This is a genomic window from Rhizobium etli CFN 42 (assembly GCF_000092045.1).
Lineage (GTDB): Bacteria > Pseudomonadota > Alphaproteobacteria > Rhizobiales > Rhizobiaceae > Rhizobium > Rhizobium etli.
On sequence record NC_007761.1, the window covers coordinates 1,119,336 to 1,132,918 of the forward strand.

The window sequence follows — 13,583 nt, forward strand, 5'->3', positions numbered from 1 at the left end:
AGAAATTTTCGTGACGGGCCGCCCACCTCCCTCCGTGCACTTCAGCTTCGCAAACTTCGTTGTTCGCGGAGCCGCCCCATCGCTGTCGATCCTGCTGAACTACTTCCAAACGAGAGCCTCACGCGATTTCGCCATGCTGACGTAGCGATAGTAGACCGTCGCGGGCACTACCAATTTGGTGCCAGTCGTGCAGCACAGGTAGTTGCCGAAAAGAAAGTAATTTAGCTTATCGCATGAAAAACAGGTAACGCCCTGATAGTCCACGACCTGCTTCCCATCCAGAAACATCAAGAAGCGTCCGTCGCCTTCCCTGGTCCATCGAACAAAGAGTTCGAAACGGTGCCAAGCGCCCGCCAGTTCCCTGATGGGGGCGACACGCATGTCAAAAAGGTCAATACAGTCACCGCCGAACTGGGTCATCTGCTTCCCGCTTGGCTTTTCCATACTCCATGAAAGGAATTGGTCGTTGCTATGGGGATTGGTGGTCAGGGCCACGAGTTGGCATTGGTCCTGATCCTTGAATTCGACGAATATCTCGTGACCTCTTACCTGCTTCGAACCAATCGGAAAGTCGGGCACGAAATACATGTCCCAACCATACCATGCCTCCTTGGGTTGCTTGGTCTTGCGTCCTTGCTGAACCGTCGCGCGAGCCGACTGTTGCTCGCAGTCGTCCCGTACGCACGGGCCTGGGTTGATCGAAAACTTGAACACCTTTGCCGCGTTGTACTGATCCAGCGGGTCTTTCACCATAGTAAAGCCGCCCGGCTGATTGCGTTCCGTCGTAACTCTAAACGGGTGGGTGAAGCCAGGAACTTTAAATGTCCTTTCCGCACCGAATGAAAGATTTGCTGAAAGAACGGGCAGAAGTACTGCTATTAGGATTTTGCGGAGGAAGTTCAATATCCCAATATTCTTGAACCCTGAGCTTGACCGATTAGCTCTCAGCGGCATCACCAACCTCCCTCATTGTCTCGGCATCGCCTTCAACTAGACGACTTCAGCGGTGCCGGCGTCACACCGCTTACCGACGACTGAATGATCCGTGCCACCATCCCATCCTGAATGTTACGGCTCAAGTTGGTGTCAACAGGTTCCCGCCGCTCGGCACGTTGGGGTCTGCCCAGCGACGGATAGTGCCGGTGCCCAAATCAGCAGCGTAAAGCCAGCCGTCCGGTCCCTTCTCAATGTCTACCAAATAGGGGACGTTCGTGTCGAAGACCTGTACGTTCGTGATCTGCCGGCTTGCGTTCATTGTTGCGGTGTAGACATTTCCATTGACAAGATCCGCAAACATCAGGGTGTCGTCGTTGTAGAAGTCCCCGACCGTGATCGCAGTGGCGTTGTCGGGCGCGCCGTGGCTTCTCGATAGCAGCGGAAAAACAGCAGCCTGATCAGAAGGACTGTTTCGGTTCCCATTGTTGTAGAAGCTGATCGCCTGAGAGAGATTCTGGTAGCCGCCCGTTTGGCCAGGACCTTCCAGATACGGCCAACCGAAATTAGATCCTGCAGGGCCGGTATTTATTTCCTCCCAAGTGGTCCAGCCGACATCTCCGAGCACGGGCAGGTTGGTCACCGGATCGAAGGTGAAGCGATAAGCGTTGCGCACGCCGGAATAGAATACCTTGGACTGATTGCTGTTCGGATCTGCGGGGTCATAGAAGGGGTTCCCCGGAACGCCCGCGCCAGTCATGGGATCTATCCTCAGGACCTTGCCGGACAGATTGTGAACGTCTTGAGCGCGAACCGTGCGAGGGTCCATGAAATTGTATGACGTGCCGTCTCCGTTGCTGAAGTACAGCATGCCGTCGGGCCCGAAATGGAGAGCTCCATTGGAATGGGAGTCACTGTCCGTCGCCAGATAGTCCCGAATATTCTGGTTCTGGATTCCGGCGCGATCTGGATCGTTGTCCTGCGTTCCCACCTCGATCAGGCTTGCAGGGGCGGTAATGGTGGTGCCGTTGACGATGCCGGACGGCGGTATGTTCACAGCGCCGGTACTGTCGAGATCCGGACGGCTGGTGAAAGCCCAGGTGCTATTGGTACCGGCCAGCACGACCATGCTGGCCGGATCGGCAATCATCGTGTTGGGGTTGACCGTAAGCCGAACGAGGCGAGAAGGACGGTTCCCTTTGGTATCCGGTCCCGCCAGGCCAGTTCCATTCGCGGTTTCTGGCGGATCGTAAGTGTAGAGCAGATAGACGTATGGATTTGCCGCGAAGTTCGGATGAATTGCCAGCCCCAGCATCCCCCGGTCTCCGGGCGTGTAATTGACCTGGCTGGACAAATCGACAAGCGGCGTCGATCTCAGCGTGCCGTTGTCCACCACCCGCACAATGCCATTCTGTTGCGCGACAACCATGTAGCGGCCATCGGGGGTCCAATCCAAGGCCGTTGGCTCGGTCAAGCCGGACACGACGGTCTGTCGGACCAGATTGCCGAGGTTGCTGTCGTCGTCCAGTATGTTAACGGTCGCTGTCGCTTGGCTCCCCAGGGCAGCACCTGTCGGGTTGCTCAAGGTTAAAGTGAAGCTTTCGTTGCTCTCGGCCGTCGTGTTGTTGACCAGCGGAACAGAAATGGTCTGGATCGCTTGCCCTGCGGCAAAGGTGAGCACGCCCGTTGTTGTCGTATAATCGGAGCCCGCGATCGCGCTGCCATTGCTCGTTGCGTATGCAACGGTAGCCGTGGCATCGATGTTTCCACTGCGCTGAACCGTGATAGTGGCGGCGGCCGCCGCCTCCGACAAGCTGATGACCGGATTGCTCAAGGAGATGGTTGGTGCGGAATCGTTGTCGACGATCGAGACCAGAACAGTCCGCGGCGCTGCCAGGGAGCCACCAGGCCCGGGATTCTGAATGCCGACAGAAAATGTCTCGGTCCCTTCGGCATCAGGGTCGTTGACGATTGGGATGGCAAACGTCTTGCTACTCTCGCCGTCCTCGAAAACAACTTGCCCGGTATTCGCTCGGCCATTGAAGGTCGGCAGCGTATAGTCCGCTCCAGCCTGTGCCGCTCCGGCTCCGCCGATCTCGTTGGTCGTATACTCCAGTGTCAGCTGCCCGCTCGTGCTGCCTGTGCGAACGACGGTGATTGTCGCAGCGCCCGCTGATTCACTGACGAAGATGGTAGCGTTGTCCCGCAAGGCAACGCTTGATCCAGCAGAAAACACGACATCGCGGAAATAGTTTTCGTTCTGGTAGACGAGGGCTGGAAACGTGCCAATGGTTTCGTTGTAGACACCGGCGCCGACCGGGGCTGTCAATCCGCCATTGCTGATGGGGTTGGCGAAGCCGTTCGAGGTCAGCGAATAGTAGCTGTTGGCATTGACCGAGACGACATAGGTGGTGCCCGCATTGATGACCAGCGGGCTTGCCAAAGTCTGCTGCTGCCAGCCTGAGGCTGTCTCATTGGTGAAGGTGACGCTTGCCAGCTGCTGCCCGGTAGCCGACCAGATGCGGCCGACATGCGTGCCGGTCTCGCTGGGGGACTTGTAATAGCGGATCGCCTGGATCGAACCGGTATTGCTGCTGACGAAGCGCATCCCGACCTCCCAGTCCACTCCAGGCCCGTCGGTGAAGTTGGGTTGGGCCGGCGTCTGGGTGGTGAAGAGGCTGACGGGGCTGGAGCTTACTGATGTAACCGGGGCAGTCGCCGCGCTCACGATGTTCTCGCCAGTGCCAAGCAGGTCGGTATAAGTGGCATTGACCCGCAGGCGCTTGCCGACGAGACTGCTGCCCAGTGTCAGGCTTTGCCCGCCCGCGACGTCACTCCACGTACTGCCGTTGTCGCTGCTCTGCCACAGATAGCTGACGCCTGTTGCCGGTAGGCCATCGATGTCACTGAGGCTGGCGGTCAAGGTCTGGCCTTGGCTCGCTATGCCATTGATCGAGATCACGCCGGGATCATTGACATTGGCGACTGCCGAGGGCGTCGCCGGGCTGGTGACATTCTCGCTGTTGCCCAGGTTGTCGATGTAACTGGCTGTTGCCCGCACGAAATTGCCGACCTGGGCCTGCTGCAGGGTCAGCGTATTGGCAGTCGCCCCGCCAATATTGCTCCACGTGGTGCCGTTGCTGCTCTGCTGCCACTGATAAGTCACCGATCCCGGCACACCGTCCGCGTCGGTGACAGCAGCCGTCAACACCTGACCTTGCGTCGCCGTCCCGCTGATGCCAAGCACACCCGGACGGTTGTTGGCACTGACAATCGCTGCGGTCGGCGTGCTCACCCGGTTGGTTTCGACACCACCCAGCTGATCGGTGTAAGTGGTTCTCACACGGACTTGCCTGCCCACCTGCGCCGCCTGGAGTGTCCAGTTCGCACCGGTGGCTCCGGCGATGTCGGTCCAGGTCGTCCCGATCAGCTGCTGCCAGCGATAGGTGATCGACACGTTGGCGAGCCCATCGAGGTCGGTAACGGCCGCGGTCAGGGCTTGGCCTTGAACGGGCGCACCGGTGATCGTCGCCACGCCTACGTCGTTCAAGTTGGCGACTGCCGCCGTCGGACTGCTGGCGACCGTCTCGTTGTTACCAAGGGCATCGGTGTACGTGGCGGTCGCTCGAACCTGCTTCCCAACCAGTGCTTGCTGCAGGCTGAGTGTTTTCGCAGTGGCACCGGCAATGTTGCTCCACGTGCCGCCGCCGTTGCTGCTTTGCTGCCATTGGTAAGCGACGATGGTCCCGGAGGGGAGCCCGTCGACATCAGTAACGCCCGCCGCGATCGTCCGATTTTGAGTTGCGGCCCCGATGACGGAGATGACGCCAATGTCGTTGCCGGCAGGATTACTCGCGACGATCGGGGATGTCGCCAAGCTGGTTCGATTGTTTTCGGTTCCTCCCGACTGATCGGTATAGATTGCCTGGACGCGGACTTGCCTGCCGACCTGCGCTGCCTGAAGCGTCCACGTTGAACCGGTGGCGCCCGCGATGTTGCTCCAGGTGTTTCCGATCAGTTGCTGCCAACGATATGTGATCGACACGTTGGCGAGCCCATCCAGATCCGAGACCGCGGCGGTCAGGGCTTGGCCTTGCACGGGTGTACCGCTAATCGTGACTACGCCTATGTCGCTCACGTTGGCGACGGCGGCATTGGTGGTGCTGGCAACCAGTTCTTGGTTACCCAAAGCATCGGTGTAAGCAGCGGTTACCCGCACCCGCTTTCCGACTTGCGCTTGCTGCAAGGTCAGGGCGGCTGTGGCTGCACCTGTTATGTTGCTCCACGTGGCACCGTTATCGCTGCTCTGCTGCCACTGATAGGTAATGACCGGCCCTGACGGTAATCCGTCAACATCCGTGACGTTTGCCGCCAATGTCTGATTCTGAGTGAGAGTCCCGCTGAGAGAAACAACGCCCTGCGCCATCACGCTACCTCCGCATCAACCTATCAATGTTGCCTGCCAAGTCGTCGAGCTATCAATGTTGCCTGCTAAGTCGTCGAAGCGCGGCGGCAGGAGTGCTGTGTCCCACTTTTTCCCGCGCGCGCTGAACCCCGCGCGGCGGACTATGCTCCGATCTTTTGAATTTTCCAGTAGCTCTTTGTTGGTAGAACTCTGTCAATCCTCACACGCCCTTGGTGCGCTGGAGCTCAGTTGCAGCTGGCAAATGGATGCGGACGATGCGGCTTTTGCTATGCGCCAATGAGGTCGAGGCTTTCGTGGCTCTGCTTCGGCAACAGTGGTTGGCTGGGCCGCTGCCTTGCTTTCTCCACCGTGCAAACTACGCTGCCGACAGGGTGATTTGGGGATTTGACTGCATGCGTTTTATTTCAGCTTTGGCGAGTGCAATTATATCGAGCCACGGGGGAGCGGTTGCGTGCCCTCTTGATGATACCTTGAAGCTATGCGTGCTGAATGGCAGAAGTCAGGTTGCCCTGCACGATGGCGTCGGTCGCGGTGATTGGAAGGTCGAAGCCATTTCTTCTCCCGTCAATGCAATCTCAGAGCCTCGAACGAGCAGCGAGGTTTACACGATGCCAAATGGGCAGCGGTTCTCGATGCTGTATCGGGACTTTCAAAAATTCTTTTCTGCCACCTGCTCGCTCGATTACTTACAAGGTCTGGCAGAAAACCGATTGAGTTGTTCCAACGCGGAACTTGAAGCCTTCGAGGCGGGGCTCTCCGCAGCTTCGCTGGGCCGGATAACGAAAGAGCGCAGGCAAAGCGGCACGGCCTATTTGATCGAAGGCCAAAATAGCTGGCTGGCGGTGATCGTCGCACAGGACGCCAAGCGTAAAGAAATTTTGAATACCTGGGTCGAGATCTCAGTCGTCAAAGAACCTTAGAACTTGCCAGAGGCGGCAATGGTGTACGCGCCTCCATCGGGTGCGCGCATACTGTGTATCGACAAAAGATCCACCCGTCGGGCTTGACCAGAGGACTCACGCCGGCCCTTCGGCTGTGGCCATAGATTCCGGGCTCAAGGCCTGGAATGACGGAGAGTGGGGCGGCTCGGCCGAACTCGCCCGCCCTCCCGGCGCAATAGCGCCTTTAGTTCTTGATTACGTTGATGTTGACGGTGACGTCCTTCACGGTTCCCTCACCGTAGGACACTCTCACCTTGTACATGTCCTTTCCAAAATAGCCGCTTTGGGAGGTGTAGTATTCCGAAACGCCCGGAGATTTTCTGGAATTGCACTTCACGCGCTGCGACTCTCTGTAGTTTGAATAAACACCTTCGCTGACAAAATCGACCGATCCATGCGCGGGCGCTTGAACCAGCCGTACTGTGGGCATTGTCGCAGCGGTGCAATCGGCATTTAGATTGTAAGACTGACCCATTTTTGTCCGCTCTCCACTCACAGCACGACTTTGATCCTGAGATTTTTGAATTCCATCGGTGCTGGTGACGCATCCGGACAGGCCCAAAATGACGGAAATTAGAGAAATCGAAATGTGGTTCTCTCTTAAAGATCGCAGACACCGCATTGTTTGTTTCATCCCATGGTTTAATAATATTCAAATTCACCTTTATCCTATGTCTAGGTGATTGCAATGGCAGTATATCGCGCCAGAGGCCGGGGCTTGGCGCAGGAGATTTCCGCGTTACCTCAGCCGGTCATGGAGGATGCGATGAGGATGCAGAAATTCACGATCGCCGACGCTTCGCTGGAGCCTTCCCCGGGGCAGGAGGCAGACATTCGCGTCGGCAATCTCGTCGACGAGCGGCATGGCGGGCCGATTACCATCGGTTACGGGCGCTACGCGCCCGGCCAGAGCCTGACTGAAACCATGGCGGTTGACGACGTCATGATCGTTCTGGAAGGACGGCTTTCGGTTTCGACAGAGGCGGGAACGGTCAGCGCCGGGCCGGGCGAGATCGTCTACATGCCGAAGGGCGAGACCGTGACAATCCGCTCGCATGAGGAGGGCGCGCTCACCGCCTATGTCACCTATCCGCATTGGCGCCCGGCGCATGCCTAGGCCGCACGGCAACGAGTTGCATTTCCTCGGCTGCCTCGGTTGATTTTCTGCAGGTCTGCCAGGGCGGCCGTACCCTGTGCCGATATTGCCGTTGCGGATTGACTGCACGGCTGGTGGTTGCAAAAATCTCTACTTGTCGCAACGAGGGTTTGGCATGTCTATCGCGACCTTACCTGCACCGCCCTATTACGTCGTCTGCTTCTCGTCGCAACGAACGCAGATCGAAGACGGCTACGGTGACGTCGGCGCTGCGATGGTGGAATTGGCACAGCAGCAGCCCGGATTTCTGGGTTTCGAAAGCGCCCGCCGTGCGGACGGCTTCGGCATCATCAACTCTTATTGGAGAGACGAAGAAAGCATCCGGGCATGGAAAGCAGTTGTCGATCACGTCGAAGCGCAACGCCGGGGCCGGGCAGACTGGTACACGCGTTATGAAATTCGTGTGGCGCTCGTTGGAAGAGCTTATGGATTCGAAGCCGACCCACCGCTATGATCTTCGCCCTCACTTTCATGACGGGATCTGGGACGGTTTCCTTCCAGCGCTTCCACGAAACGGATGACGTCACCGACCATGCCATCGTTGAAGATATCGTTGTGGCCGGCACCGTCATAGATCACCATGCGTTTGGGCTCGGGTGCGATCTCGTACAGCGCCTGCCCTGAAGACAGCGGGATACTGTCATCAAGCCGGCCGTGGAGGAACAACTTCGGTTGTCTCACTTTGCCTATGTTGAGGTCCGACCGAAAGGGATCCTTGAGAAGAAGCTGGACCGGGAGGTACGGATAATGCCTCTGCGCAACCGACAGAACCGACAGGTACGGCGAGACGAGAATGACGCCTGCGGCCGGCCTTTGCGCGGCCGTGTTCACCGCAACGCCGGTGCCAAGTGACCGCCCCATCACGACGATCTCGCTTCCGTCGTGTGCCGAAAGCCAGTTGAACGCGGCGATGCCGTCCGTCAGCAGCCCCTGCTCGCTGGGTGAGCCGGTCGATCCGGGATAGCCCCGATAGGAAATCGCCAGCAATCCAATCCTGTGCGCGGCTAGCGCCTGTGCGAGAAACGCGTAATTGTCGACGCGGTCGCCGTTTCCGAAAAAGAGCAGCACGCAGGGCTTGTCGCTGTCGCCCTGGCTGTACAGTCCCTGAAGCATCTCCCCGTCGGGCGTCTTGACATGGACCGACTCGCCCCAGCGCGCCTGCTCCGCAACAGGTGCGGCGCCAGCTCCGGGAAAAAGCAGGGTTCTCTGAGAAAAATAGAGCAGGCCGACGACCGCCATGTAGGCGACGACCGCCATCAGCGGCAAGATCAGCAAGTACCTTGTGGTGCTCACGACAGAATCTACCCGCCGGTTTGGCAATGCCCAGGACGCTTTGCAGCAACGCGGCCCATTACGGCGGGTGCGCTCGGCATAGCGACAATATAGGCACAAATCGTTGCTGCGGAAAAGAGGTCAAAAGACGACGACGTTCTCAGCGAGACTTCGGCGGCAGCGCCTTTTAAACCGGCAATAGCCCTTCGCGCATGCCCTCTCAGGCTGGGAAGGGGTTTTGCCACGCATCCAGTTCTTCAAGCCGTGCGTACCACTTCTGGATATGCCGGAATTCGGCGAGTGGTATGTCGGCAGCTGTTGCATAAGGAAGTGCAGCCGCCAGTGCGAAATCCGCCACGGTCAGTGTCTTCCCGACGGCGACGCGATTGATGGCCAGATGATCGTCGAGCACGCGACCATGGAGCCGAAAACTCGTCTTCGCATCTTCGATCACGGCGGCGTCAGGTTCTCCGCCGAACAACGGCTTGATCATGGTTTCAAACCACAGCGTTGCCCCGTGCCGGGTGAAATGGCTGGCATCCCAGCTCAACCAGCGCAAAACGTCGATCTGCCGGTGGTCATGCGGCCAGAAGTCCGATGCAACTGTATCAGACAGCCTGCACATGATGGCGTTCGCTTCCCATAAAGTCCCGGCATCCTCCTGCAGCACCGGGACTTTCCCGTTCGGGTTCAGCGCCAGGAATTCCGCGCTGCGCTGTTCTCCGCTTGCCAGATCAACCCTGACGAACTCGACGTCGGCTTGAAGAAAACGAGCGGCGGCGCAGGCCTTCCGCGGATTGAGCGTCTCGCAATAGTAAAGCTTCATCGCCGCCTTACGCATGGTTCAGCCCTTCGGATCCGGTCCCGAGAAAAGAGCTCAATCGCTCGAAACTTTGCGACCAACCGGATTCATGACCCTCAAGTGACGATACGCTTGCAAATCCGCTCTGCCGAAAAGTCATTTCCGTGCCTCCGTCGCTTTCCCGCAACGTGATGGTGACGATCGTTTCGGGGCTGGTTTCGCCCGCCCCGGTCTCCCAGGCATGCGTGAAGACAAGCCGGTGCGGCGGCTCGACCTCCAGATATTTTCCGCCGACCCAATGCTCTTCTCCATCCGGTGCGATCAGACAGGCGCGGTGTCTGCCGCCGGGCCAGGCTTCAAGTCTGTCGCCCACCGCCTTGAAGCCGTGAGGACCACACCATTGCGCCAAGGCTTTCGGGTCGGTCCATGCCCTGAAAACGAGATCGCATGGGGCATCGAACCTTCGCACGAGAACCAGGTCACGGCTGTTGTCGCTGGCGGTCTCCGGATTGGTCATTTTTCGTTTCCTTGTACCTTGGACAAATAATCATCGAGGCGGTCGAAGCTTTGATCCCAGAAGCGTCTGTAATCGGCGACCCAATCAGCAATTGTCTTCAAGGCTGCCGGCTCGAGGATGCGGGGACGCGAATTCGCTTCCCGGCCAGAGCGGATCAAGCCGGCCTGCTCCAGGACCTTGAGATGCTTTGATATGGCGGGCTGAGACAACTCGAAGGGATCGGCAAGTTCGGCCACGGTCGCTTTGCCGTTGGCGAGCCGCGCGAGAATTGCTCTCCGTGTGGGGTCGGAGAGCGCAGAGAAAATCGCATCAAGCCGGTCGTCCATGAATCACCATTTAGCTATATAGCCAAATGGATATATTCGTTGTGGGGGAATGTCAAAGACTATTTTGTGCTGGATCGGCAATGGCAGGAAGAGACTCGACCCTCGGTGGGCAAGCGCGATGTCGTGCGCGGACCTGTAACCGCTCGCGACGTCGACCTCGACTGCACCTTTTTGGGGGCCGCCCCAGCCCTACATCGGCGGCATCTTTTCGAAATTCGGCACGTCAGGGTCGACCCGGTCCCAGGCATGGCCGCGCGTGGTGTAGGTCACCAACTGCGGCCGATATCGCTCGGGCTCGTCGAGGCTGGCGGCGTGGATGGTGAAGAAATCGGGCATATAGGAGAAGGTCAGATAAACAGGCGCGCCGCAAGCCGGGCAGAAGCCGCGGGTTTTGACGTTGCCGTTGTCGGCGACCATCTGCCAGTGGCTGGCCTCGCCCTCAAGCTTCACCGCCTGGCGGCTCGGGAAGGTCAGATAGGATCCGTGGCCGGTGCCGCTCGTCAGCTGGCAGTCGCGGCACTGGCAGTCGTTCATCGCAATAGGCTCGGCCGAGATCTCGTAATGGATTGCGCCGCAGGCGCAGCCGCCGGTGTAAGGCTTGCTCATGTATTTCTCCTGATGAACTTGGACGGGACGCGGTCTTCGGTCGCCTCAGTCCTCGCCGCCGGCAAGGGCGCCGATATTCTTCACGACCTTCTTCCAGCCTTCGCCCATTTTCCGGTAGGCGGTTTCATTCTTCGGCAGGACGAAGCCGGAATGGACGAGGCGCAGCCGGGTGCCGTTTCCGGCTCTGGAAAGAATGAAGGTGACGACGGTATCGAGCGGCGAGCCGTAGCCGGTATTGCCCGCATGCCCGCCTTTCCAGGCATAGGTGAGACGCTCGTTCGGCTTAACCTCCAGCACCTGACAGTGAATGGTGCCGTCCCAGTCGCCGGCCGGCGTCGTCTGATAGGTGAAGCGCTTGCCCTCGATCGGCTCGAAACCGGCCGGCATCATCAGCCAGCGGCCCATCAGCTCGGCGGTGGTCAGCGTTTTCCAGATTGTTTCAGGCGCGTGCGGGAACACTTCGTCGACGACGATCTCCTGCGTGTCGGGCTGCAATACGGTGTCGGTCATGGATCGATTTCCTTCAGCAAGGTTCTGAGATCAGCAAAACGTTCGCGCCAGAATGTGCCGTAATGGCTCATCCAGTCGACAAGCGGCGCAAGCCCCTCAGGCTCGGCGCGGTAATAGACCTTACGGCCCTCGGGGCGCTCAGTGACCAGTCCCGCCAGCTTCAGCGCCTTGAGGTGCTGCGAGACGGCGCCCTGAGTGACGGTGCTTGCCCGCGTCAGCTCGACGACGGTGATCTCATCGGAGTTGACGATCTGCTCGAACACGGCCCGCCGGGTGGGATCGGCAAGGGCGCGCATGATGGTGGTGATGGGGGCGGTCTGGATCATGAAGAAATCAATAGCGCGGACTAATTGATTAGTCAAGGCTAATTGGTAGCTGGGGCCGAAAGGCGATGCCCGTTGTTTGATCAGCCCTATGACGGCACCTTGCGTCTGCGCTCGCCACCGTGATCGCACCCGATTTCGAGCCGGGCCGGAACCGCGTCAGACCTGCGAAGTTTGCGAAACGAGGAGAATTCCACGTGCATTTGATACAATTGTTTATTCCGGCAGCGCCGCGAGCGGCGATCGACATCGAAGACATTATCGCGGCAATTCAGCGCGAGATGACGGAGCGCCATGGCGGGGTGACGGCATATCTCAATTCCCCCGCAAAAGGGCTTTGGTCCAATGATGAGGGCACTGAAGAAGATACCGTCATCGTGATCGAAGTCATGGTCGGCAGTCTCGATCGGGTGTGGTGGCGCCAATACCGGCGCGAACTCGAGCAGCTGCTCGGCCAGGATGAACTGCTCGTGCGGGCAGTTCCGGTCGAAACGCTCTGACCGCCTGGAAGCCTCCATGGACATGCAATTGCGCCATCTTGAAATCTACCGCAGACAGGATGAGTTCGCAGCCTGGCCGGCAAATTATGGTCTCTGGTCCTGGGGTGACGAAATCGTCGTCGTCTTCGCGCGCGGCAAACTCGGAGCGAAGGGGGAGTTGCACGAACTGGATCGTGATTATCCATTCGTACCGTGGCAGGCACGCAGCCTGGACGGAGGACTGACATGGATGGGCGAGCCGTTCTGCGGCCAAGTCCCGGGTGGGCTCTCGCTTTCGGCCGACGAGCACCTGAACGCCGATCTCAAGATTCGTCCCCATCTGTCGGTCCGTGATGACCTCTTCCTTCTGGATGAACCCATAGACTTTCTCGATCCTGAGACGATCGTGATGTGCGCCAGAACCGATGTGCAAGGTGACGCTGTCAGCTGGTTCTATGTCAGTCGGGATCGATGCCTGACATGGCAAGGTCCATACCGTTTCGCCGGTTTGCATCTTCCGATCTCGGCGCGCACCGATATCGTTCCTCTTGGCAGAGACCATGCGCTCTTCATGCTCAGCACCTCCAAAGAGGACGGTGCGGAAGGCAGAGTGTTCTGCGCGCGCACCGGCGACGGCGGGCGCAGCTTCGTCCTTCAAGGCTTTGTCGGCCCGGAACCTGAGGGCTATTCGATCATGCCGGCCTCGACGGCACTTTCCGGTGGCGCCATGCTGACCTTGACGCGCTGCATGGGGAGGGGAGGTGGCAAGGGTTGGATAGAAGCCTTCACCTCCCACGACGAAGGGAAGACCTGGACGCGGAAAGGCTGCATCGTCGACGACACGGGCAGCAATGGCAATCCGCCAGCGCTCGGACGGATCGAAGGCATGCTACTCGTCGTCTACGGCTACCGTGATCCGCCATTTGGTATCAGGATGCGCATGAGTTTCGATGACGGCCAGACATGGGGCGCCGAAAGGGTCATCCGGAGCGATGGCGGCACGGCTGATCTCGGTTATCCCAGAATAGTAAAACGCGGTGAGGGATCCCTGCTCGCCGTCTACTACTTCAACGATGGCGACAGGGAGGAGCGTTACGTCGCAGCGTCTATTGTCACGCCCGCCAAAGATCAACAAGGAGCCGAGGACGGCGCTGCTTCATTGCAGCCGCAGTTGGGAGCCCCATCATGCCATCATGGGCCGAAGAGGAACGTTTCAAGCGCGTTCGGGGAACAAAGCGGGGAACCTGTGGTTCGGGGGCGCGGCAGTCGCCGCCACGACATGGGAGGTTAAA

15 protein-coding genes are annotated in these 13,583 nt (G+C 58.9%); 5 read left to right on the forward strand and 10 right to left on the reverse strand.

The window, feature by feature from the left end; translation table 11 throughout:
• Window positions 1-99: 99 nt before the first annotated feature.
• Window positions 100-954, reverse strand: a complete 855-nt coding sequence (locus RHE_RS05450; protein ID WP_011424410.1) for a heparin lyase I family protein — start codon at window positions 952-954, stop codon at window positions 100-102.
• A gap of 121 nt (window positions 955-1,075) precedes the next feature.
• Window positions 1,076-5,359: a Calx-beta domain-containing protein gene (locus tag RHE_RS05455; RefSeq protein ID WP_011424411.1), complete on the reverse strand. Its 4,284-nt coding sequence runs from the start codon at window positions 5,357-5,359 to the stop codon at window positions 1,076-1,078.
• A 254-nt stretch (window positions 5,360-5,613) separates the two neighbouring features.
• On the opposite strand from RHE_RS05455, the gene RHE_RS34225 reads away from it, so the two are divergent.
• Window positions 5,614-6,279 (forward strand): hypothetical protein, encoded by a 666-nt coding sequence (locus RHE_RS34225; RefSeq protein WP_011424412.1) that lies wholly within the window; start codon window positions 5,614-5,616, stop codon window positions 6,277-6,279.
• Window positions 6,280-6,484: 205 nt separating this feature from the next.
• Here RHE_RS34225 and RHE_RS34230 read toward each other — a convergent pair whose 3' ends face one another.
• Window positions 6,485-6,637 (reverse strand): hypothetical protein, encoded by a 153-nt coding sequence (locus RHE_RS34230; protein WP_244425768.1) that lies wholly within the window; start codon window positions 6,635-6,637, stop codon window positions 6,485-6,487.
• 429 nt (window positions 6,638-7,066) lie between these two features.
• Here RHE_RS34230 and RHE_RS05470 point away from each other — a divergent pair, with 429 nt between their 5' ends.
• Both RHE_RS05470 and RHE_RS05475 read left to right on the forward strand, forming a co-directional pair.
• Window positions 7,067-7,417: an AraC family ligand binding domain-containing protein gene (locus RHE_RS05470; protein ID WP_042119196.1), complete on the forward strand. Its 351-nt coding sequence runs from the start codon at window positions 7,067-7,069 to the stop codon at window positions 7,415-7,417.
• Window positions 7,418-7,571: 154 nt separating this feature from the next.
• Window positions 7,572-7,910, forward strand: a complete 339-nt coding sequence (locus tag RHE_RS05475; protein ID WP_011424415.1) for an antibiotic biosynthesis monooxygenase family protein — start codon at window positions 7,572-7,574, stop codon at window positions 7,908-7,910.
• On the opposite strand, the gene RHE_RS05480 is transcribed toward RHE_RS05475, so the two are convergent.
• From RHE_RS05480 to RHE_RS05510, 7 genes are all read right to left on the reverse strand, one after another.
• Window positions 7,880-8,749 (reverse strand): alpha/beta hydrolase, encoded by an 870-nt coding sequence (locus RHE_RS05480; RefSeq protein WP_011424416.1) that lies wholly within the window; start codon window positions 8,747-8,749, stop codon window positions 7,880-7,882. The two genes, RHE_RS05475 and RHE_RS05480, sit on opposite strands and share 31 nt — an antisense overlap.
• A 199-nt stretch (window positions 8,750-8,948) precedes the next feature.
• On the reverse strand, window positions 8,949-9,569 hold the full coding sequence (locus RHE_RS05485) for a glutathione S-transferase family protein (protein WP_187331718.1): 621 nt from the start codon (window positions 9,567-9,569) through the stop codon (window positions 8,949-8,951).
• Complete coding sequence (locus tag RHE_RS05490; protein WP_011424418.1) at window positions 9,562-10,047, reverse strand: SRPBCC family protein; 486 nt, start codon at window positions 10,045-10,047, stop codon at window positions 9,562-9,564. The genes RHE_RS05485 and RHE_RS05490 overlap by 8 nt, the downstream gene beginning before the upstream one ends.
• Window positions 10,044-10,373, reverse strand: a complete 330-nt coding sequence (locus tag RHE_RS05495) for an ArsR/SmtB family transcription factor (RefSeq protein ID WP_011424419.1) — start codon at window positions 10,371-10,373, stop codon at window positions 10,044-10,046. Before RHE_RS05495 ends, RHE_RS05490 begins: the two co-directional genes overlap by 4 nt.
• Before the next feature lie 189 nt (window positions 10,374-10,562).
• On the reverse strand, window positions 10,563-10,979 hold the full coding sequence (locus tag RHE_RS05500) for a GFA family protein (protein ID WP_011424420.1): 417 nt from the start codon (window positions 10,977-10,979) through the stop codon (window positions 10,563-10,565).
• Between the two features lie 45 nt (window positions 10,980-11,024).
• Window positions 11,025-11,489, reverse strand: coding sequence for an SRPBCC family protein (locus RHE_RS05505; protein WP_011424421.1), 465 nt, complete (start codon window positions 11,487-11,489; stop codon window positions 11,025-11,027).
• Window positions 11,486-11,815 (reverse strand): ArsR/SmtB family transcription factor, encoded by a 330-nt coding sequence (locus RHE_RS05510; protein ID WP_011424422.1) that lies wholly within the window; start codon window positions 11,813-11,815, stop codon window positions 11,486-11,488. Before RHE_RS05510 ends, RHE_RS05505 begins: the two co-directional genes overlap by 4 nt.
• A 119-nt stretch (window positions 11,816-11,934) precedes the next feature.
• On the opposite strand from RHE_RS05510, the gene RHE_RS05515 reads away from it, so the two are divergent.
• Together RHE_RS05515 and RHE_RS05520 are read left to right on the forward strand one after the other, a co-directional pair.
• A complete protein-coding gene (locus RHE_RS05515; RefSeq protein WP_011424423.1) occupies window positions 11,935-12,312 on the forward strand; it encodes a hypothetical protein in 378 nt (125 codons plus the stop codon).
• A gap of 16 nt (window positions 12,313-12,328) precedes the next feature.
• Window positions 12,329-13,582, forward strand: a complete 1,254-nt coding sequence (locus tag RHE_RS05520; protein ID WP_244425769.1) for a sialidase family protein — start codon at window positions 12,329-12,331, stop codon at window positions 13,580-13,582.
• Window position 13,583: the final 1 nt, after the last annotated feature.

Bases quoted from the DNA above. Each gene is read 5' to 3' on its own strand.
- RHE_RS05450 (WP_011424410.1), bottom strand. From the start codon at position 954: ATGCCGCTGAGAGCTAATCGGTCAAGCTCAGGGTTCAAGAATATTGGG.
- RHE_RS05455 (WP_011424411.1), bottom strand. From the start codon at position 5,359: ATGGCGCAGGGCGTTGTTTCTCTCAGCGGGACTCTCACTCAGAATCAG.
- RHE_RS34225 (WP_011424412.1), top strand. From the start codon at position 5,614: ATGCGGCTTTTGCTATGCGCCAATGAGGTCGAGGCTTTCGTGGCTCTG.
- RHE_RS05470 (WP_042119196.1), top strand. From the start codon at position 7,067: ATGAGGATGCAGAAATTCACGATCGCCGACGCTTCGCTGGAGCCTTCC.
- RHE_RS05475 (WP_011424415.1), top strand. From the start codon at position 7,572: ATGTCTATCGCGACCTTACCTGCACCGCCCTATTACGTCGTCTGCTTC.
- RHE_RS05485 (WP_187331718.1), bottom strand. From the start codon at position 9,569: ATGCGTAAGGCGGCGATGAAGCTTTACTATTGCGAGACGCTCAATCCG.
- RHE_RS05490 (WP_011424418.1), bottom strand. From the start codon at position 10,047: ATGACCAATCCGGAGACCGCCAGCGACAACAGCCGTGACCTGGTTCTC.
- RHE_RS05495 (WP_011424419.1), bottom strand. From the start codon at position 10,373: ATGGACGACCGGCTTGATGCGATTTTCTCTGCGCTCTCCGACCCCACA.
- RHE_RS05500 (WP_011424420.1), bottom strand. From the start codon at position 10,979: ATGAGCAAGCCTTACACCGGCGGCTGCGCCTGCGGCGCAATCCATTAC.
- RHE_RS05505 (WP_011424421.1), bottom strand. From the start codon at position 11,489: ATGACCGACACCGTATTGCAGCCCGACACGCAGGAGATCGTCGTCGAC.
- RHE_RS05510 (WP_011424422.1), bottom strand. From the start codon at position 11,815: ATGATCCAGACCGCCCCCATCACCACCATCATGCGCGCCCTTGCCGAT.
- RHE_RS05520 (WP_244425769.1), top strand. From the start codon at position 12,329: ATGGACATGCAATTGCGCCATCTTGAAATCTACCGCAGACAGGATGAG.